Consider the following 21,590-nt stretch of genomic DNA (forward strand, 5'->3'; position numbering starts at 1 on the left):
AAATAAAAACCCAAGGTATGAAGACTATTTTTTTCTCACTTTTTGCACTTTTAATTTCAACCATTTCTTTCTCTCAAGAAGATAATTGGATACTCTATAAATCCGTAGACGGAGTAAACGTGTATTATAAACAAACTGATTGTGTAACTAATGATGCCCCATCTCAAGTTGCATATATCATCAAGATTGAAAATACCTTATCAGTAAACATTTCAGTTGAGTGGGATCTGGCAGTTTGGTATAACAATCAAAAACAAACTGAAGATATTGCTGACGGTGAAGAACATTACACCATTCAAGTGAAATCATCTGAAACAATAGAAGGAGATTGTACCGTACCTTATGGGGCACTGTATATTTTTAAGGATTTTATCACTTATGTAAGTCCTACAAAACTTACCCGTTTTGAATTTGAAAACATCAAAGTTACTCGCCAATAATATTAACCCAAGACAAACCCAAGCGTCATGAAAAAATTAGTTCGTAACCTCGCAAAAGCAACCTTGCTATTCGTCTTATCGGGAGGAATCAGCTATGGTCAGACTATAACGGTAGGTGCCTCACCAACCAGCTTACCATGTGGTGGCGGTAACGTCAATCTAACGGCAAATGGTACTTCAACTGTACCTGTGTTTGGTGATAATTTCAATTCAGGTACCGTTGCACCCGGTTGGCTTGCATCACCAGCTGCTCAGTTCAATAACCCTTGCGGTGCTTCCATGGATGGCACCACGTATCTGTGGATGGGTTCAACTACAGCTGCTCCGCGTACCATGCAAACCTCAGCGGTGAATGTCGCTTGCGGTGGAACAGTGTGTTTTGATTTTAAATTTATGTGCGAGCTCTGCGGAGATGTTGCACCTTGTGAAGGCGCAGACTTGTACAACGAAGGGGTGAGTTTGCAATGGTCAACCAACGGCGGTGCTACATGGACAGATATGGCATATTTTGCCCCAAATGGAAATCTGCTTGGAGCCTATCCTGGCGCAGTAACTAGTCCGAGTGCATCAGGCGCAACGGCATTCACTACCTGGCATAACTACTGCTTCACAATTCCTGCCGGTGCCTACAGTGCTAGTACCATGTTTCGTCTAAGACAATGGGGTTCTTCTGGTAGTGCTTATGACCACTGGGGAATTGATAACTTTTATGTCTATGCTACACCTTGTACCCCGTTCTATTATGACTGGGCGCACATCCCAGGTTTCCCAGATGCCCAAAACGTAACTTCAAATATTACCTCTACCACTACGTTCACATGTTGCTATACCAACGGAACATTGTCTGCTTGTCAAAGTGTTACAGTGACAGTGGCTTCAATGAACATCACTTCATTAAACTATACTTCACCTACATGCCTTGGTGGTTCAAACGGAACAATGACCGTTGCGGTTTCAGGAGGTACTGGTCCATATAATTACGTGCTCACGGGACCTGTGAATATTACGCAAACCAACGGAAACTTTACAGGCCTTCCGGCGGGAATGTACACTATAACGATAGATGACGCAACAACGTGTGTCACTTCTCAAAGCTTTACTATCAACCCCGGTCCACCTTGTTGTACCGTTACTGCAAGTTCAACTCCTGCATTGTGTTTTGGTGGTGCAACCGGGACAGCTACTGCTAACCCATCAGGCGGAACAGGACCATATACCTTTGTTTGGTACAATGCCGGTATGGCACCAATTGGTCAAACTACGCAAACTGCAAGCGGACTGGTTGCAGGCACATATAATGTTACTGCCACTGATGCATTGGGTTGTACAGCTACTGTTTCTGTTGTGGTTGGGCAACCGGCTGCAGCTTTATCAGCAACTGCCTCTGCGGTAAACACATTATGTTTTGGTTCTTGCAATGGTTCAATAACTGTGAATGCTCCTTCAGGCGGAACATCACCATACACCTACAATATTAACGGAGGCGCATATCAATCTGGTGCAACCTTTAACTCTCTTTGTCAAGGAACATACAACCTGTTAGTGAAAGATAATAATGGTTGTACTTTCCCAATCACGCAAACAGTGAATCAACCAACCGATGTTACGCTTGCACAAACTGCTATTACGCCTGCAACCTGTGGGGCAAACAATGGTACAGTAACCGTATTAGCTGCGGGTGGTACTGCACCTACCTATACCTATACCATTGGAGCATCAAGCAATACAACAGGTTCATTCACAGGTTTGGCTGCCGGTTCTTATACCGTAAGCGTGAGTGATAATAATGGGTGTACTGAAACTTTACCAATAACAATTACGTCCTCGGCAGGCCCGGTTCCGTTTGTGGATGTTTTAAATAACGTAGCTTGCGCAGGCGCATTAACAGGTTCAGTTACCATCGGTGTTACCGGGGGTACCGCTCCAATCCAATATCAATTAGATGGTGGTGCGTATCAAGCAAGTAATACATTTAATAGTGTTGCTGCCGGTGCTCATACCGTAACTGTAATGGATGATAATGGTTGTACAGGTTCTGTAAACTTTACTATTACACAACCAACACCGCTCACATTTACTACAACTGTCGTGAATGCGTCATGCAATGGTGTTTGTGATGGTCAAATCACGGTTAACGCATCAAACGCAACTCCGCCTTATGAGTACAGTTCAAACAACGGGTTAACATTCCAACCTAGTAACATCCTTACAGGTTTGTGTGCAGGTAATATCAATGTGGTTGTGAAAGACGACAACGGATGTCTTGCGAACGCAGTGGTTGCAATTACTCAACCTCCTGTGTTGACTTTAACAAATGGTTTTGTTGATCCAGAATGTTATCAAACTCCAACCGGTGAAATATCTTTTACTCCCGGTGGTGGAACACCAGGATACACGTACAGTGTTGACAATGGTGCAACCTTTACCGGAACTTCGCCTGTTACTGGTTTGATGGCTGGTGTGTATACGGTGGTTGTGGAAGATAGTCATGGTTGTCAAACAACCAATACGGTTACGTTAACTGATCCTCCTCCATTCACATTTAACTTTATTGCTAACAACCCATCTAACTGCGGTGCGCAAGATGGAAGTTTTGAAATTATTGCAACTGCCGGTTTAGCTCCTTATTTCTATTCTATTGATGGTGGCGCTACTATTCAGGTGAATGATGGTTTCTTTGGAAGTCTTTTTTCCGGTTTATATAATCTGGTTGTTACAGATGCCAATGGTTGCGTTGACTCAGTTTATTCTGCCTTGTCTGACAACGTCATGATAACTCAAGTAGACATTGCAGTAGACGCAACGTGTTATAATGGAACAGATGGATTAGGTATTGTATCACAAACTTTTGGTGCCGCACCATTCACATATACAATCACTCCTGGTGGTACGGTGAATGGTACCGGTGTTTTCCCTGGTCTTTCTGCTGAAACATATTATGTAACTATTCAAGATGCCGGTTTGTGTCTTGGTATTCAACAGTTCACTATCAATCATCCTGATTCAGTTATTGCTACCTTATCTTCAGTAGATGTAACTTGTAACGCAGGTGCAGATGGTCAAATTAACGTGACCGGTGTAACAGGTGGTGATGGTGGTCCATACCAATATTCAATTGATGGTGGGGCAACTTATCAGGGAGGTACAAATTTCTCTGGTCTTGCAGCCGGTACATATACTATTACGGTTATGGATGGTAACGGATGTTTAGGAACAGTAACAATTGATGTTGATGAACCTACTCCATTCAACGTAATAATCAATGCAACTGATTTGACATGTAACGGAAACAACTCAGGGTTTGCACAAATTGTAGCATCAGGTTCAAACGGTACACCATATACTTATCAGTTTGGTGCGTCAACTAATGGTACCGGAATTTTTCCTGCCCTTGCTGCAAATACTTATAACGTAATTGTGACAGACCCACTTGGTTGTACCTACACTGGAACGCAAACTATTAATGAACCAGCTCAGCTAACTGCAACATACGTGGTTACAGATGCGCTCTGTAATGGAAGTTGTGATGGAACAGTAGCTGTTACGGCAAATGGAGGTACAGCACCTTATTTATACAGTTCTGATGGTGGTATTACTCTACAATCAGGATCAACGCTTAATGGCTTATGCGCAGGCGCATACGCTATTTACGTAGTAGATGATAACAATTGTAGTATTACTGCAGCGCAAACAGTGAATGAACCAACGTTGATGACAATGGCGTTTACAACAGTTGCTTCTACATGTGGTTTGAACAATGGTGAATTAACAATTACCGCTGCAAACGGTACTCCGGGGTATGACTACTCAGCGGATAACGGAGCTAATTTCCAACTTGCTAATCTTTTCACAGGGCTTGCTCCAGGCAACGTATTTGTTGTTTTACAAGATGATAATGGTTGTCAGATTTCTGGAACAGCAGTGATTGCTGCTGATGCAACACCGGTAATTGATAACGTAGTGCCTGTTGATCCTTTATGCAATGGTGATGCTAATGGTTCAATTACTATCTCATCTTCCGCAGGGGTAGGAGCTCACCAATATAGTATTAATGGTGGCGCATATCAGGCATCAAACGTATTTAACGGATTGGTTGCAGGTACTTATACTATTACGGTTCAAGATGCAAATCTTTGTACTGCAACTACCAGCGTTACACTGAATGATCCGGCATTGCTTACATATTCTGCTGTGCTTACAGATCTTACTTGTAATGGAGATTTCACAGGAGCAATTAACCTAACAGGTAGCGGCGGAACCGGTTTGTTGTCATACAGTATTGATGGTATAACTTTTCAGGGTGGAGGAAACTTTGGTTTCATAGCTGCAGGAGTTTATAACATTACTGTCGAAGATGATAATGGTTGTCAAGCAACCGGAACAGAAACGGTGAATGAACCTGCTGTTTTAGACTGGACATCTTTTGTAATAACTAATCCAAGTTGTTATGGAGTTTGTGATGGAACTGTCACAACTACAACAGGCGGTGGTACTGCTCCATATACATACAACTGGGCAGGTAATATCGCTTCATCAACTGATCCAAATGCAGTTGGTATTTGTGATGGAACTTATTCGTTAATACTTACTGATGATCACGGATGTCAGATTGACTCAATGAACTTTGTGTTGACTCAACCTGCAATGGTTCCTATTACATCCGTTGTGACCACAGATGTATTATGCAATGGCGGTAGCACTGGTATTATTACCATTACTGCGCCGACTGCAGTTCAATATAGCGTTGATGGTGGTGCAACATTCCAAGCGTCTAATATCTTTAATGGTCTGCCAATTGGAAATTATGATATTGTTGTTGAGGATGCAACCGGATGTCAAGCATTGTCAAATACAACAGTATATGAACCTATGGCATTGTATTCAATTGCGCCAAGTGATTGGTTTGGTTGCTATGGATCAGATGTAGTAGTTCAGGCTTTCTCTAATGGAGGAGTTCCGCCGTATACTTACTTGTGGACAAACAGTTTGGATGCAACAACATGGACAACCGACATGTTCAATTATACTATTACAGAGCCTGCACCAGGAATCAACTTCACGCTGGTTGTTACTGATGCAAACGGTTGTGTTGCTGCGCCGGTATCATATAACGTGTCATCTTCTCCGGCATTAGTTGCAACAGCGGGAAATGATACAACCATTTGTCTTGATGGAACTGCAACCTTGTATGTGAATGCCAGCGGTGGTGAATTGATTGACTTTGGTTCTTATATGGGCTATTCATATTCTTGGGATACTGGCAATGCGGCTGATACCTTAGAGACAACCACTGTAAGCCCAACTACTCAAACCATGTACACTGTAACCGTGACAGATTTATGCGGACAAGTTGTAACAGATTCTATGTTAGTCAGCCTTTATGTTGAACCAATACCATCTGTTGTTGGAGGTGGAAATGGATGTTTACCAGAATTGATGTCGTTCAATAATCCGGATTATATCAGTGGTACTTGTTTCTGGGATTTTGGAGACGGAACCACTTCTACTGACTGTGGCAACACAGATCATATGTATACGCAAACCGGATGTTTTGACGTAACGCTGACTCTGACTTCAGTTGAAGGATGCGTTGAAACATTATCTTATGATGATTTGGTTTGCATTAGTTCTCTTCCTATTCCTGGTTTCTATTGGAACCCGGATAGTCCATCAATTCTAGATCCAACCATTACCATAGTAAATACCGCTGAGAACACTGAGTTTTACATGTATAACTTTGGAGGGGTTGGAACTTCTCTTGAAGAACAACCAACGTTTACTTTCCCATCAACCGGAGAAGAAGAAACTTATGAAGTTTGTCAATATGTGACTTCACCTGATGGTTGTATGGATACTCTTTGTCAAGAAGTTTTTGTACATGAAGAAATTATCTTCTATGTGCCAAACGTATTTACACCTGATGGAGACCCACACAATCAAACATTCAAACCTGTTATTACCAGTGGAATTGATATGTACAATTATCACTTAACAATTTTCAACCGCTGGGGAGAAATCGTATTTGAATCTTATAACTACGAATTTGGATGGGACGGAACCTACGGAGATCAAGGATTAGTTGAGGACGGGGTTTACATTTGGCAAATTGAGTTTGGAGAAAAGCTATCAGACAAGCGCCAAAAACATAGAGGCCACGTAACAGTACTAAAATAACAAACATGAAAACCAGACTAAGTGTCTGGTTTTCATGTTTTTATAAAAAAATCAAACCTTTTATAAAAAAATCACGTATATTGGAGCATGATGCACCCTAAAATCATATTCAGCTGCGCAGCGTTTATTGGCTTTTCAGCATTTGGACAGAATCTGGAATTGATATCTGCCGGAGGTACGTATACCGAAAGTTCAGGCGGCAGTGTAGCCTGGTCAGTAGGTGAAGTGGTTATTGAGACAGTAGGATCAGGAAGCTACGACTATACACAAGGCTTTCATCAAGGCAATGTGTATGTGGCAAGCATTGAGCCAGCTCCGGAATTTGAATTTAAGGTTTATCCAAATCCGGCGGCTGATATCGTTTACATAAATACTGATCAATCACTTGATTTAGTTATTACAGATGTATCAGGTAGGGTGATTGCAGAATATAGTATAACATCAGGCACATTTGAACTGAATGTAACTGAATATTCTCGTGGGACGTATAACTTGTCGTTTACATCATCATCAGGACAGATGTTGAGTTCACGGATTGTGGTTATGTAATTAAAAGAGGCAAAAACAAATCGAAATAAAACCAAACTTATGAAACTGAATTTACTTTTTGTGTTTTTAATAGTGAGCACCGTTGGGATTGTTCGTGCGCAGGCACCGGATAAATTCAACTACCAGGCGGTTGTTCGCAATACTTCTGGAGCCGTGGTTCAGAATCAATCTGTTGGAGTGCGTATTTCTATTACGCAAGGTAGTGCAGGAGGACCAACTGTTTTTACTGAAACGCACAATCCTACCACAAATAATTACGGGTTGATCAATCTGATTATTGGAAACGGAACCAACTTTGGACCCCAATTAAATTCTATTGATTGGTCAGATGATATTTATTTTATCAGTGTACAGATTGACCCAAACGGTGGAACATCATATTCTATCACTTCTACCACACAATTAATTTCAGTGCCTTATGCCCTTCATGCAAAAACAGTTGAAGAGAATGATGATGCGGATGCTGATCCAACGAACGAGTATAATACCGGAGCCGCACTCAGTGGCACTAACCTTCAAATCACAGATGGTGGCGGAACTCAAACGGTAGATCTATCATCGCTTGAAGATGATGCAGATTCTAATCCTTTTAATGAGATGCAGACACTTACTAAAGCTAGTAATATAATTACGTTGTCTGGTGGTGGTGCTGTGACAGATGATGTTGATGATGCGGATGCTAATCCCGCAAACGAGTTGAACACCGGAATATCTTTGACAGGTACAACATTGAGCATTATGGATGCCGGTGGAACCCAATCAGTGAGTTTGGCAACACTTGGTAATGATGCTGATGCTAACCCTTCAAATGAATTTAATACCAGTGCAAACCTTTCAGGTACAACTTTAAATATTATTGACGGTGGCGGAACAATTTCAGTCAATCTTTCATCATTAGGAAATGACGCTGATGCAAACCCTTCAAATGAGTATAACACGAGTGCAAACCTTTCCGGAACAACCCTTAATATCATTGATGGTGGTGGAACAATTTCAGTCAATTTATCAACTTTAGGAAATGATGCAGATGCCAACCCATCAAATGAGTTTAATACGAGTGCAAACCTTTCAGGTAGTACGTTGAATATTACAGATGGTGGCGGAACAATTTCAGTGAACCTCTCTTCACTTGGGAATGATGCAGATGCCAATCCGACAAATGAGATTCAAACACTTTCATTAGTTGGTTCCAACCTTTCTATATCAGGCGGTAATACCATTACATTAGGTGGTGGAACAGACAGTCAGGTTCTTTCACTTTCAGGTGCTGATTTAAGTATATCAAATGGAAACACAATTACGCTTCCGGGTGGTACAGATAGCCAAACTTTATCTATCTCAGGAAATGACATTTCTATTTCAAATGGAAATACAATTACAATTCCAGCAGATACGGATGATCAAACATTGTCTTTAGTTGGAAATAACCTTTCTATTGCCGGTGGAAATACCGTTGCACTTCCTGCAGATACAGATGATCAAACTTTATCACTTTCAGGAGCTGACCTTACCATTTCTGACGGAAATACTATAACGCTTCCAATTCAATCACATTTTGTGGGTGAGCACTTTGGTGGTGGTATTGTAGTTTTTGTAGATTCAACCGGACAACACGGTTTGATTTGTGCTTATGCAGATTTAGCCGGAACCTATAAATTCCAAGATGTAAGTTCTATGAACCTGCTTGCAACAAATTTAACTGATGGTTCTGTTAACACTCCTTTACTAGTTGCCGGTATTAACGGACCTTATCCTGCTGCGGTTGCTGCTGATGCTTATGCAGGTGGTGGACACACAGATTGGTATTTGCCATCAGTATATGAGCTTGAACTTTTATTGCGCAGTAATTATATATTAGGAACGTCTGCACTAACTTGGGGTGGAACCAATTTTTATTGGTCATCAACTCAAGATCCAACTGCGGCCGGAATTAACGCGTACCGCTGTTTAGGCGGGCCGGTGGCTATTTCAAGTTATGGTGAAGCCAATGCATTCAAAGTGCGTTGCGTGAGAAAATTTTAAATACTCTTTCGCGTTCCGCTTCGGATGAAAAGATTTTATTCTGAGATAAAAAGAAAAAACCTGCTGAGCAAGCAGGTTTTTTTCTTTCAACATCTTTATTTATCCTGATTTTGTAATTCTGCTTGCAGGTAGTATGCTCCTTTAGTTACAAAAATCATGTCTTTCAAATCATGCGACAAGAGATGAATTTCAGTGTAATCACCTTGGATATTACCTACTGAAATCTCAATTTGCCGAAATTCATTTTCAGCTTGATTTGTTTTGGCAAACACATAGTATTTTCCACCAGATTCAGTTATTGCAGAATTTGGAAGAACAGCCGTGTGATTGCTATCTGTTTCAATAAATGCGTTGACATACATACCTGACATAAGATAATCTTTTTTATCTAAAATATCTGCATATACCTTCACCGCCTTCATATCTTTTTCAAAAGCTTTGCCAACAGCATAAATTTTTCCGTTGAATACTTCACTTGGATTTGATGGTGTAAAAAAATGAATTTTCTGACCCGACGCTACTTTTGGAATATCCTGTTCATAAACTAAAATTTCAAGGTGCAAATGATTGTTATCTACTATGTCAAAAAGTATATCACTGACTTCAACATATTTTCCAATATTCACATCAACTGAACGAATATGTCCGTCAATAGGGGATTTAACCATGATGTAGGGATTTATTTTTCCTTCATCCAATTTGTCAAAGGCAGTACCCAACAATTCAAGTTGCGCTTTGATGCCTTCAAATTTAAAACGAGCATTGTGTAAATCACTTTCTGTTTTTTCAAATGTTTTTTCAGAATTGATTTCATTTTCTCGCAGCGTTTTTGCGCGTTCATATTCTTTTTCAAGTAAAGACAGATTTGTTTTTGCCGTGAGATAATTTTCCTGCATTTCTAAATATTCAGGATTCTCCAAAACAGCTAATGTTTGCCCTTTCTTCACCGGATCACCTTGCACTACATGAATGGCTTTTACACGTCCACCAATAATTGCACTCAAAGTAGCAGTGTTTTGAGGAGGCAACGAAATGTTTCCATTGGTTTCAATGGTGTGAGCCATGTTGAGATATTCAACCGGTCCGGTTTCAATTTGCATTAACTTCATTTGTTCTTCAGTAAGCAGTACAGAAGAATTAGATTCAGGCTGCTCTGTAGCCACTTCAGGCTGATTTTCTTTTACCCCACTGCAAGATGCTGTGATTACAACGGCGCAGAGGATCATTAGATTAATTTTAAATGCTTTCATAATAATTGAATTTTATATGCATGTTTATATGGTGCGTGTTTTTAATTTCCGGTAAGAAAATTTATTCGCAACGTGATTTGATTCTGCTGATTTATCAGAGCCAGATGTTCAAGTTTTATTTTACTTGCCTGTTCAATCCCTGCCAGAAATTCAGTATACATGATATCACCAGAAGCATACCCCGTGACTGCACTTGACTCAAGATTTGAAGCCAGCGAAAGTCCAATGTTTTGGTAGTACATCAAACTTGATTGCACGGCGTTGAACTGAGAAAATAAACTGTTGAGTTCGTTTTGCAGTGCAGTGGTAATTTCTTCTGATTGCAAGAGCGCAATATCATGCTGAATTTTTGTTGCTTGAACCGTAGCGTTTTTTTGATTGATGAATAGAGGAATACTTAAGCCAATACTATATGCATGCAAACCGCTGACCCCTTCAATTTGTTGTTGCGTAAATCCAAAACTGATATCAGGCAGATATCCGGTTTTGCTCAATTCAATTTTCTTTTCCGCTAGTTTATTCATGGCTTCATAATAAGTTACCAGTAATGCGTTTTGTACATTGAGCGTATCCGGATTTATCAAATCAATCAACATGAGATTTGTATCTATGAGTGCAATATCAGATTGAGTTTTTGTCAGGTATTTAAGGTTTGCATAATAGATTTCACGGTTTGATTTTTCAGAACGCAAGAGTAATTCTATCTCTTCTTTTTTTGCCAAAGCAAGATTCCATTCTAGCAGTGTTGCATCACCGGCCTGATATCTGATTTGTGCTTTATCTGCAAAATCAGTGTATTGATTTTTTAAATTAGATAATGCATTGAGCACTTGATATAGATAAATCAGATGTTGACAAGTTGCCCGTACTTCATATTCCAATTCACTTTTGGTTAAATCTAACCATGCCTGAGCAACTTGCTGTTGTTGCATATTCACCTGTTTTTGTTTGACGTACACTGTAGGGAAATAGAATTGCTGGACCAAATTGAGTTGATAATCATTCATTGTACCGTTAATTTGACCATAACCAAATGTCACGTTCAATTTTTCAGACAAGAGAGCAGTTTTGTTGAGGTATCTTACCTGTTCTGTTTGCAATTCAGCTATCAATAAATTAGAATTATTAGTAAGCGCAGAATCCACAGCTTGCTCCACGGTAATATTCATCTGACTGAATGTTTGTGGCACAAGTCCCATCAACAAAAGTAGGGTGAGCACCATGCCATGACGTGCACGTTTTTTCATAAGTTCTTTTTTAGAAATAGAAAGATGATAAAGTACAGGAAGAATAATTAGCGTTAAGAGCGTTGATGAAATTAAACCACCAATTACAACCGTTGCAAGCGGACGCTGCACTTCTGATCCGGCAGAGCCTGACAAAGCCATAGGTAAAAAACCAAGTGCGGCAGCAGATGCGGTTAAAAGCACCGGTCTGATTCTCTGTTTTGTTCCGTGAATGATCATTGATTTTAAACTGCCCTGGTGGTTGTGTCTCATCTCTTTGAAATGTTCAATTAAAACAATTCCATTTAAAACCGCGATACCAAATAATGCTATGAAACCAACCCCGGCAGATATGCTGAATGGAAGATCACGCAAGTAAAGAAGTATAATGCCTCCCGTTGCAGACAAGGGAATTGCAGCATAAACCAGCAGAGCTTCTTTAACCGAATTAAACGTGAAATAAAGTAAAATAAAAATCAGCACCAATGCTAAAGGAACAGCCATCATCAAACGCTGCCTGGCATGATTCAGATTTTCAAATTGCCCACCATAGTCTACATAATATCCATCAGGTAAATCCAATTTCTCATTTAATATTCCCTGAATTTCTTCAACCACAGATTGTAAATCACGGTTGCGCACATTGACACCAATGACAACGCGACGACGTGTATTATCACGAGATATTTTTGCCGGACCTTTATCATACGAAATATCTGCAACTTCTCGCATTGGTATTCGGTTTCCATCAGGTAGTTCAATGAGCATGTTCTCAATGTCACTGATGTCTTTTCTCTCACTTTCTTTGAGACGCACTACCAGATCAAATTTGCGCTCTCCTTCAAAAACTTCTCCGGTTTTTTTACCGCCAAAAGCAATCTCAATTAACTCATTCAAATCTGCAATTTGCAAATTGTAATGTGCAATTTTTGCTCTGTCATACCGCACCAACATTTGAGGCAATCCTTCCGTTTTTTCTACTGTGATATCTTCAGCACCTTCAACATGTTTGATGAGTTGTTGAACTTCGTTGGCTTTAGCGGCTAGAACATCAAGATCTTGTCCGTAAATTTTGATGGCAAGATCAGCGCGTACACCCGTGATTAATTCATTAAAACGCATTTCAATGGGTTGAGTAAATTCATATTCAATACCGGTTAAACCAGCCAATTTATCTTCCATCATTTCAATGAGATCATCTTTTGTATCTGCATTAACCCATTCTGATTTTGGTTTCAATTTAATAATGACATCTACCTCTTCCATACTCATTGGATCAGTGGGAATTTCTGCTGCTCCTATGCGCGATACTACCTGATCAACTTCAACAAAATTTGTTTTCAAGATGCTTTCTATTTTTGTTGTTATTTCAATGGTTTCAGTTAATGATGTACCGGTAGGAATGACAGGTTGAATTACAATATCACCTTCATCAAGAGTTGGAATGAACTCACCTCCCATGGTGGAGAAAAGAAAAAAACTGAAACCTAACCAGCCCAGTGAAAGCGCAATCACCGTTGTTCTCCAACGCAAGGCAAGACGGATAATGGGTTCGTAAATTTTCATTAGAAAATCCATGATGCGATCAGAGAAAGATTTTTTATCTGCCGCAGGTTTGAGAAAAAGAGCGGCCATAACCGGAACATAGGTAAGACACAGAATCATAGCGCCAATCAACGCAAATGAAAAGGTCAGCGCCATAGGTCTGAACATTTTTCCTTCAACACCGGTGAGAACAAGAATGGGAATAAAAACAATCAGAATAATGAGCTGCCCGAAAATGGCAGAGCGCATCATTTTGTTTGCACTTTCAATCACAATTTCATCTTTATTATCTGAATAATTTTCAGATGAACTATGAGTCAAGATAGATTTTTTAGCAGTCATGGTGAATAGCACGAATTCAGCGATGATGATGGCGCCGTCAATGATGATGCCGAAATCTACAGCACCTAATGACATGAGATTTGCAGAAATTCCAAAACTGTTCATAAGTGCAATGGCAAATAAAAGACAAAGCGGAATCACCGATGAAATAATTAATCCCGCGCGGATATTGCCCAGCAACAAGATCACAACTAATATCACGATAGCAGCACCCAGAATTAAATTTTCAGCAATCGTAAAAGTTGTTTTGCCTATCAACTCACTGCGTTCAAGAAATGGATTGATATAAACTCCTTCAGGCAACTGAGATTGAATTTCATCAACCCGTTTTTTTACACTTTCAAGCACGGTATTTGTTGAGGCATCTTTGAGAAGCATCACTTGCCCCATCACTTTCTCACCTTCGCCGTTGCCGGTGATGGCACCGAATCTCAGCGCACTGCCAAACTCCACATCGGCAACATCTTTTACATAAACCGGAATTCCATCACGGTTTGCAACAACGATATTTCTTATATCATCTAAAGAAGTAATTAATCCTTCACCGCGGATAAAATAAGTCTGGTATTCTTTTTCAATATAACCACCGCCACCCACTGAATTATTTTCTTCTATTGCCGTGAATACTTCATTGATTGAAATGTGCATGGCATTCATTCTGTCCGGATCCAATTCAACTTCATATTGCTTGAGCAGGCCTCCCCAGGTATTTATTTCTACCACGCCTGGGATTCCTGATAATGCGCGTTTCACTATCCAATCCTGAATGGTTCGTAAATCCATGGGCGTGTACTGATCTTTGAACTCAGGTTTAACCTCAAGGGTGTACTGATATATTTCACCTAAACCGGTAGTGATTGGTCCCATGAATGGTGTACCAAATCCGGTAGGAATATTTGCTTCAGCCGTTTTTAGTTTTTCGGTGATTAACTGTCTTGGTAAAAAGGTGCCAACCTCATCTTCAAAAACCACAGTCACCACTGAAAGACCAAATTTTGAAATAGAGCGAATTTCTTTCACACCGGGTATGTTGGCCATTTCTAGCTCCACCGGGTAGGTGATAAATTGTTCTACATCTTGCGTAGATAAATTTCTACTGGTTGTAATAATTTGCACCTGATTGTTTGTTACATCAGGAACTGCATCAACTGATATTTGTAAAACAGAATAAGATCCCCAGAGAATTAGTCCGGTCACAAATAAGAGTACAATAAATTTATTGTGTACTGATGCGGCAATGATTTTTTGAATCATACCTAATAATTTTATTAATGATTGAAATGATTAAATTGACACAACACATAGTTGTGTTTATCTCAGAAAGAGATAGAAAATTTAAATTGCAGGGGGACCTCTCCGGTTGAGTGATTGTTGATTGATCTTGCAGATCAATGGAACATCAACTGACTCAATGATGGAATTTTGTTCTGAAAAAAATTGAACTACAACTTGTATGCTAGTCTGGTTAACTGCGGCAAATAAATCAGGAATCTGAATGTCATCTCCCGTATTAAATTCTTCTAACTGACCATCAGTTTGCGTGACGTGAAAACCAAAGGCAATTTGTTCAATCAGGTTTTCAGGATTTGTGTGATGAGTAATAGTATCACCCGCACCATGATGGTGGCTATGCGGCACCAGGCTGTGCATTAAAACAACCAAAAATGCTGTGATGAGAGAGAATGATCTTACTATTTTCACATAGCAAAGGTACAAAAAGTAGTTGATATGAACAGTGACTTATGTCATGCTGAGAATATAAAAATTGTTAACCAGGTGCGCACCATTTAATTTACAGCGTAGTTGCGCAGGATATTCCTGTCTGCGTGTTTGAAAGAAAATGAATTCAAATAACTGACAGGCGAGCATTCTTTGGTTTTGTATCAAATTTAGCCTGGACAATGGATGAATTTTGGCAGATGGCTTGATGCGGATACATATCCGTTATATTGGGTTTTAGTGAAAGATACATATCCTTCGAAACACATTACAAGTGAAGCGCAGCGCGGTAAATAATAAGTGATTCTGCAAACGAATCAAGGATGTTCACCAAGTATTGTGCAACGATGTTGTATATTCGCAACGCTAAAATTGGTAAGACTTTTTTTTGACAATATATTTTCAAAAAAATTTAATAAAAAGGAAAGATGGCAGAGTGGCTGAACGCGCACGCTTGGAAAGCGTGTTTACGGCAACGTAACGGGGGTTCGAATCCCCCTCTTTCCGCTGAAGGGGATAAGTTAGATTTTTCTGAACTATCCCCTTTTTCTTCTCCTGAAAAACATCAATTAGTATTTGTGTAAATCCAGAGAATAGATAGTTGACATTCAGCGGAAGTTATACTTGAGACCGGGAATGTGAGCTGATATCCCTTCATTTGATCAAGACTTGCCTGGAAGGGTTGATAAATGTCACCAGGAGAGCTATGATTCAATCATGTGCATTATAAAGTGGATAAGGTAACTTTGTTGAAAAGGTGCAGAATGAAAAAATTTATTTCTTTGCTGGTTTTCATTTATGGAACACTATGCTTTGCTCAAGGTACGGATAGTCTCTATGCAAATGGACAACCAAAATATGGTGGGACAAAAACTACCGGAATTTTTTACTCTTATTTTCAGAACGGACAAGTGAAAGAAGAATCCAATTATTTGGATGGAAAATTACATGGTGATCATTTTGAGTACTTTGAGAACGGACAGTTGCACCACAAATGTACCTATGTGACCGGGAATGTGGAAGGAGAGTCTGTTTATTATTATGAGAACGGAAAACTGAAGTTAAAATACAAGTCAGAGACCGGTTGCATTCACGGGGGCTATGTGCAGTATCAAGAAAATGGTCAAATACAAACCAAGTATACTTTTGTGCAAGGCGTACCTGAAGGACCTGCGGTGAGCTATTATGATAATGGAAAAGTTGAAACGAAATGTACATACCTGGCCGGTGAACTACATGGTAAATACGTACGCTATTACAGTAATGGCGAAATTCATATCAAATGCAACTACCATAAGGGTAAATTAGATGGATCATACGAAGAATATTACTCTAACCAACAAGCAAAAATTGTATGCACCTACGTGATGGGCAAACTTGAAGGAGACTATCTGGAGTATGATGTGGACGGAAATGAAATCAGAAAACTTCATTACCACGACGGACAAAGCACAGATTAATGCAAGTTGAAAAATCCGCTATATTGGGTTTTAGCGAAGGATCGCTGCCTGTCTGTTATTAGAATTAAATTTATTTCAGACATGCAGACAGGAATGTCCTTTGCAGCATATTACAAGTGATGCGCAGCGGGGGGGCATGCATGCGGTAATTGTAGTTGATTGAGTTGTTGTAGCCTTTTATTTCGTTGTCTTTTTCCTGGCCTTGGAAGGAGAAGCGGTAGTTTGCGTTGGTGGCGTTTCTGCCTGGCATTGTCATGCCGTAGTGGTAGTAATCTAACTCGTAAAAAAACGAGCTGCAATTATCTGTATAGGTTTTTAAAGTGTGCATTGATAGAGGAAAGATAGTGAATTTTTATTTCACAACTACTCGATAAAATGACGGCATGTTTTTTTACATGGCATTAACTCCGTTTGAAGCATTTGTTATATAAATAGCTGCGAATTGTCACCTATCTTTTTTGATGGCCGGGGAAGCTTTATCTGAATATTTTACTTTTTCCCCGGACAATAGTGAAATCGTATAAAAACAATTTTTTGATTTTCATTTTGGATTTTTTTCGGAACAAAAAAAGGGAACCGAATTCAGTTCCCTTTGATTGAAATAATTGTATAACTGATTAGTACTCTTTAATAAGTGCTTCGAGTGGAATGTTCAGGTGATAGTGTAACTTTCTCACCATATTCAGATTCAGCTTCCGGTGCAAATTAAAAATATCAGTCACCCGGCTTTTGTAACCCAAAATTGTTGCAAGCTCCTTATTGGTTATTCCTTTTTGCTCCATCCGAAATTTAATTGCTTCAATAGGAGAAGGAGTTTCAAAAACGTAATGCTCGTCTTCGTAATTTTTGATCAGCATAGACAATACATCAGCCTCATCACTTTCCTTTGTTCCGGCTTTAGCCTGAAAAATCTCTTCGAAGCGTGCCAGTGCTTCCGAGTAGTCTTTCTTTGTTTTTAATTTTCTGAGTTGCATTTCAATTGATTTTAAGATTTATATATTTCGTATCAGTATCTATTCCTATTAGTATAACTTGTTTCTTAAGTAGATTTTTTTGTTTTCTTTTTTCCTTTATACAGTTCGATTTGCTCTGCATCGATCTTATCATACTCTGCATGGGTTCCTATGAACTTAATGAACCCCCTGCCTTTTTGATAATTGAATTCGACTATCAATCTGAAGTCGTTTCCTTTTATGTTAAAGACGATCCGGTTGTTTCCAATGATACTCGCAGAGGCATAATCCTTCTTAACGTCATTTGGTTTCTTCCAGCCCTTAGACGATACATCAAACCACCAAAGCTCTAAAGGCTTTTTTGCTGTGTTATGTTTCGTCCAGTATGTAATCAAAGAACTCTTGTTATGAATATTCATCCAATTTGTTTTATTTCATTTATACTCTTGATTTTGTTAGACAATAATTTCTACAAAGATACGTAAAAGTAACCAAATTGGTTACCACTAGTGAGAATATTTTTTCTCACCCCAACCGATGAAACTGATTAATCTACCTCCCACGCTCTTCACCAGAACTTTGGCGATACCTTGCCGTTGTCGATGTATCGGTGGCTTGCCATCAACTGAGCAGTCCTCTGCGGAATTTTCTTTTCATTGAGCCAGTTTGCAATGATGCTTTGCCGAATGGTCAACGGGTTAAGTTCCATGTCGGGGAACAGAGGTTTGAATTGAATGGGAAGTTAGGCGCCAACGGATCAACCGCAAAAAACCTCCCCAGCCTTGGGTCATGCATGCGGTATTTGTAGTTGATTGAGTTGTTGTCGCCTTTTATTTCGTTGTCTTTTTCCTGACCTTGGAATGAGAAGTGGTAGTTTGCGTTCATTCCGTTTCTGCCTGGCATTGTCATGCCGTAAGGGTAGTAATCTAACTCACAAAAAAACGAGCTGCAATTTTCTTGATATGCTTTTAAAGTGTGCATTGATTGAGGAAAGATAATCAATTTTTATTTCTCAACTACACCACAAAACAACCGCATGTTTTTTTACATGGCTTAACTCCGTTTGAAGCATATACCAAACCGTCAACATCATTAAATTTCACAAATGAAATGACCAAAGCCAAAGTAAATCGAATTCAACAAAATCGAAAAGTGAATTGTGAAAATTGCAACGGAAAATAGAATTCAAAATCAAACGAAGAATGGTTTTAATCAGTTCTGGTATAATAACCTTTACTTTTTTTATTTCAGTAAAAACTCAATCAAAAATCTTGGTCTTTTGAATAAAATTTCTAACCTGTTGATTTTTATTTACTAATCTTAACCAATGAAAATGCCTTGTTGTAGTAATCCGGCGCTACAAAAAATACTGACCCCAAATTGTCTTGAAATGAAGAGAGCGGAGTTATAACCTGAGCATTTTTTGGTTTTTTTTCTTTTGGATATTCCATCGCTTTTTGTTTTGATTTGTTTCCGTTCTGATCTATCACAACTTTAGTGAGGAATGCTTTGCTAACTTCTGTTTCTTGATTGAGTGTAGTACCATCATAAGGTTCAAGCATTCCCTTAGCTGATTCAGTGAAATATATATTTAGTTTGTTTTCATCTATGCAAGCCCAGTAACCGCCAAATTTTTGTATATCACCTATCTGGAATTGCTGAATCACTGTTTGCCAGATTAATTCTCCATCGCCATTAAATTTTAGTGCTAAAATATTTCCAATTAAATAGTTAACCGTTACTACTCCATTAGAATAGTGTATAAACGGCATTATTTGTTGTATCAACAAATGCTTTGCTCCATGATCTCCATCTTTCAAAAACTCATAAGAGTTAGTCCAAGACAAAACTTGTGAACTTGATTTATCAAGATCTTTTTGTTTTTCGTTAAAGGTTGAATTTATCAGTTGATCCGGTGCATCAGCCGTTGATGTTTTCAATAGATTCAAATTCTTATCATACCATTCTGTAGTGAAATGAATCATTCCATTTGGATCTGCTTCACTCACTCCGAAACAAACAAAACCAGATGATGTGGGCCATGTGAATGAATGGCTTAGCGTTGTATTACCAGAAAATATTTCACGCTCAATCATTGTACCATTATGAACATCATAGAGAAAGATATCATGTTTATACGGAGCCCAACTGATATGGTCATTATCAGGGAAATACGATGTGTCTTCTGATCCACAAATTAAAAGCGTATCATTGTTGTAAACATCAACTTTTGCTACGGTAAAATGTTCACTTGAAGGTTTGAATGATAGCGGTTCTTCTACTTCAAGATTTTCATTAATACGGTAAATTTTAAAATCATTTGAATAAGTTTGATTCATTTTTGTAAGCCCATGAAAATACCTTGCTTCATTGACTAATATATGAATACTATGATCATCACAGCTCTCAACCAATCTTACTTCATTTGATAAAATTGTATTTTTAAAGTGCTGCCAAAGGTTTGCACCTACTGCTGGCAGTGGAGAAGAATTTTCTAGATAGGGACGTTTTGAAATAAGTTTTAATGAAGACAAGGAGTGCGTTTCAAGATCAAGTGTCTGAGCGTAATAAAAGAGCTCAAGCCGGGAGCTTTCAATTCCGCCATAAAGTATGATGAATTTATTATTTAACTTTTCAAAACCGATTGGACCTAGTTGTAGATTTTCAACTTGTCTTGGCAAAATTATTGATTCACTTAATGTCAAACCTTGCTTATCAAAGATTTCTACAACGTCACTTTTAGGTTCACACCTGTATACAAAGACAGTTTTTTCATCTGCACCAATAATAACGGGTGATGACATGCCAATGGCTGATTTATTCTTTGGTCCCCATTCAAATTGCGCTTTTACAGTGACAAAACTAAGACCAACAAGCAGACATGATAAAATACATTTTTTCATAGTTTGGATTTTGGGCGAAATTAACTGAATTAATTTAATGGAAACATGTGGTGGTATTTTTTAGCAAAATTTTTATGTTAAAAAATCAAACCGTTTTTTCATGAAAGATATTTTGGGTTGATTTGATGTAGCGTTCTGTTTAGTTTAGAATTGACAAAGAAGCATCAGAGCTGCGCAGGTATTTGATGCGGATACATTTCCGCTGAATAGAGTTTTACCGAAGGATTTCTGCCTGTCTGTTGATAGAATTTATTTCTTTCAGACATGCAGACAGGAATATCCTTCGGAGCATATTATCAATGATGCCGAGCGGGGGAATATTTGCCATTTTTCAAGTCTAGATCCATTTGATAACTGTTATATTCAATAACAAATATGTAATTACTATCCTTAGACTGGTTTTTTAAAAATAGTGGATGATTCTTTTCTGATGTCTCTCCAAAATTAATAACTATACTCCCTCTCTTTCTTGATGTTGAAATCTCTCCTTTTAGAATTTCATCTTTCGAGTATTCGTCCAAGTAATGTTGATAAATGATAAAGCCCTGCTCCTTTGAAATGGGTTCACTGGATAGTTTGACCAATCGAAGTTCACTTAAATTTGGGATTGAATCACTAGGAAAGTGGCGATAACTAATTTCAAATTCTATTTCCATTGTATCATAGACCTCTTGATACTTATATTGAGAAATTAGAATAGAGGCTTTCACTAAACTGTCACTCACCAATGAGACTTCTTCAGGACTCATACCTTCCCAAAAATCAAGAAATATTCGCCGGTTTCTGTTGACAATCATTAACGAGTCTATGTTTAAATTTACAGTATGATTCTCTACTGTATTGATTCTGTTCCTCTCTTTTTTTTCTACAAATTCCATATCTTCATGAGCACAACTATAAATCGAATAGGCAACGAGTAAGTACAGTCCTATTCTTATCGGTTTGCGCTGAATTTTAATTTCCATAAATAATTATCCGTTTGTTAATGGGTGGAAATGAATTTAGTA

The 21,590-nt window shown here is 38.8% G+C and carries 13 protein-coding genes and 1 tRNA gene; 6 read left to right on the forward strand and 8 right to left on the reverse strand.

Annotation, left to right across the window (positions count from 1 at the left end):
- Positions 1 to 17: 17 nt before the first annotated feature.
- From IPH66_04265 to IPH66_04280, 4 genes are all read left to right on the forward strand, one after another.
- Positions 18 to 440, forward strand: a complete 423-nt coding sequence (locus IPH66_04265) for a hypothetical protein (protein MBK7128568.1) — start codon at positions 18 to 20, stop codon at positions 438 to 440.
- Positions 441 to 467: 27 nt separating this feature from the next.
- On the forward strand, positions 468 to 6,614 hold the full coding sequence (locus tag IPH66_04270) for a gliding motility-associated C-terminal domain-containing protein (GenBank protein ID MBK7128569.1): 6,147 nt from the start codon (positions 468 to 470) through the stop codon (positions 6,612 to 6,614).
- Between the two features lie 87 nt (positions 6,615 to 6,701).
- Positions 6,702 to 7,163, forward strand: coding sequence for a T9SS type A sorting domain-containing protein (locus tag IPH66_04275; protein MBK7128570.1), 462 nt, complete (start codon positions 6,702 to 6,704; stop codon positions 7,161 to 7,163).
- 39 nt (positions 7,164 to 7,202) lie between these two features.
- A complete protein-coding gene (locus tag IPH66_04280; GenBank protein MBK7128571.1) occupies positions 7,203 to 9,185 on the forward strand; it encodes a DUF1566 domain-containing protein in 1,983 nt (660 codons plus the stop codon).
- 95 nt (positions 9,186 to 9,280) lie between these two features.
- On the opposite strand, the gene IPH66_04285 is transcribed toward IPH66_04280, so the two are convergent.
- The 3 genes from IPH66_04285 to IPH66_04295 all read right to left on the reverse strand — a co-directional run bounded on the left by IPH66_04285 (position 9,281) and on the right by IPH66_04295 (position 15,249).
- Positions 9,281 to 10,435, reverse strand: coding sequence for an efflux RND transporter periplasmic adaptor subunit (locus IPH66_04285; GenBank protein ID MBK7128572.1), 1,155 nt, complete (start codon positions 10,433 to 10,435; stop codon positions 9,281 to 9,283).
- A gap of 41 nt (positions 10,436 to 10,476) precedes the next feature.
- A complete protein-coding gene (locus tag IPH66_04290; protein ID MBK7128573.1) occupies positions 10,477 to 14,802 on the reverse strand; it encodes a CusA/CzcA family heavy metal efflux RND transporter in 4,326 nt (1,441 codons plus the stop codon).
- Positions 14,803 to 14,883: 81 nt separating this feature from the next.
- Positions 14,884 to 15,249: a hypothetical protein gene (locus IPH66_04295; protein MBK7128574.1), complete on the reverse strand. Its 366-nt coding sequence runs from the start codon at positions 15,247 to 15,249 to the stop codon at positions 14,884 to 14,886.
- 440 nt (positions 15,250 to 15,689) lie between these two features.
- Here IPH66_04295 and IPH66_04300 point away from each other — a divergent pair.
- Together IPH66_04300 and IPH66_04305 are read left to right on the forward strand one after the other, a co-directional pair.
- Positions 15,690 to 15,774: transfer RNA gene (locus IPH66_04300), tRNA-Ser, on the forward strand.
- 257 nt (positions 15,775 to 16,031) lie between these two features.
- Positions 16,032 to 16,727 (forward strand): toxin-antitoxin system YwqK family antitoxin, encoded by a 696-nt coding sequence (locus IPH66_04305; protein MBK7128575.1) that lies wholly within the window; start codon positions 16,032 to 16,034, stop codon positions 16,725 to 16,727.
- Positions 16,728 to 17,344: 617 nt separating this feature from the next.
- Here the strand turns inward: IPH66_04305 and IPH66_04310 are convergent.
- The 5 genes from IPH66_04310 to IPH66_04330 form a co-directional block, all read right to left on the reverse strand.
- A complete protein-coding gene (locus IPH66_04310; protein ID MBK7128576.1) occupies positions 17,345 to 17,701 on the reverse strand; it encodes a transcriptional regulator in 357 nt (118 codons plus the stop codon).
- 65 nt (positions 17,702 to 17,766) lie between these two features.
- Positions 17,767 to 18,099 carry a type II toxin-antitoxin system HigB family toxin gene (locus IPH66_04315; GenBank protein ID MBK7128577.1) on the reverse strand — a complete coding sequence of 111 codons (333 nt, stop codon included), beginning with the start codon at positions 18,097 to 18,099 and terminating at the stop codon, positions 17,767 to 17,769.
- Positions 18,100 to 18,370: 271 nt separating this feature from the next.
- Positions 18,371 to 18,661 (reverse strand): hypothetical protein, encoded by a 291-nt coding sequence (locus IPH66_04320; GenBank protein ID MBK7128578.1) that lies wholly within the window; start codon positions 18,659 to 18,661, stop codon positions 18,371 to 18,373.
- Positions 18,662 to 18,987: 326 nt separating this feature from the next.
- The gene (locus tag IPH66_04325) at positions 18,988 to 20,583 is read right to left on the reverse strand and encodes a hypothetical protein (protein MBK7128579.1); all 1,596 of its coding nucleotides are present in this window, start codon (positions 20,581 to 20,583) and stop codon (positions 18,988 to 18,990) included.
- A gap of 296 nt (positions 20,584 to 20,879) precedes the next feature.
- The gene (locus IPH66_04330; GenBank protein MBK7128580.1) at positions 20,880 to 21,548 is read right to left on the reverse strand and encodes a hypothetical protein; all 669 of its coding nucleotides are present in this window, start codon (positions 21,546 to 21,548) and stop codon (positions 20,880 to 20,882) included.
- Positions 21,549 to 21,590 lie beyond the last annotated feature (42 nt).

The organism is Crocinitomicaceae bacterium (assembly GCA_016708105.1).
Taxonomy (GTDB): Bacteria; Bacteroidota; Bacteroidia; order Flavobacteriales_D; family Crocinitomicaceae; genus JADJGJ01.

Excerpts from the sequence above, each read along its gene's own strand:
- IPH66_04275 (MBK7128570.1), top strand. The coding sequence starts at position 6,702 with ATGATGCACCCTAAAATCATATTCAGCTGCGCAGCGTTTATTGGCTTT.
- IPH66_04290 (MBK7128573.1), bottom strand. The coding sequence starts at position 14,802 with ATGATTCAAAAAATCATTGCCGCATCAGTACACAATAAATTTATTGTA.
- IPH66_04280 (MBK7128571.1), top strand. The coding sequence starts at position 7,203 with ATGAAACTGAATTTACTTTTTGTGTTTTTAATAGTGAGCACCGTTGGG.
- IPH66_04270 (MBK7128569.1), top strand. The coding sequence starts at position 468 with ATGAAAAAATTAGTTCGTAACCTCGCAAAAGCAACCTTGCTATTCGTC.
- IPH66_04325 (MBK7128579.1), bottom strand. The coding sequence starts at position 20,583 with ATGAAAAAATGTATTTTATCATGTCTGCTTGTTGGTCTTAGTTTTGTC.
- IPH66_04310 (MBK7128576.1), bottom strand. The coding sequence starts at position 17,701 with ATGCAACTCAGAAAATTAAAAACAAAGAAAGACTACTCGGAAGCACTG.
- IPH66_04285 (MBK7128572.1), bottom strand. The coding sequence starts at position 10,435 with ATGAAAGCATTTAAAATTAATCTAATGATCCTCTGCGCCGTTGTAATC.
- IPH66_04265 (MBK7128568.1), top strand. The coding sequence starts at position 18 with ATGAAGACTATTTTTTTCTCACTTTTTGCACTTTTAATTTCAACCATT.
- IPH66_04315 (MBK7128577.1), bottom strand. The coding sequence starts at position 18,099 with ATGAATATTCATAACAAGAGTTCTTTGATTACATACTGGACGAAACAT.
- IPH66_04305 (MBK7128575.1), top strand. The coding sequence starts at position 16,032 with ATGAAAAAATTTATTTCTTTGCTGGTTTTCATTTATGGAACACTATGC.
- IPH66_04330 (MBK7128580.1), bottom strand. The coding sequence starts at position 21,548 with ATGGAAATTAAAATTCAGCGCAAACCGATAAGAATAGGACTGTACTTA.
- IPH66_04320 (MBK7128578.1), bottom strand. The coding sequence starts at position 18,661 with ATGCACACTTTAAAAGCATATCAAGAAAATTGCAGCTCGTTTTTTTGT.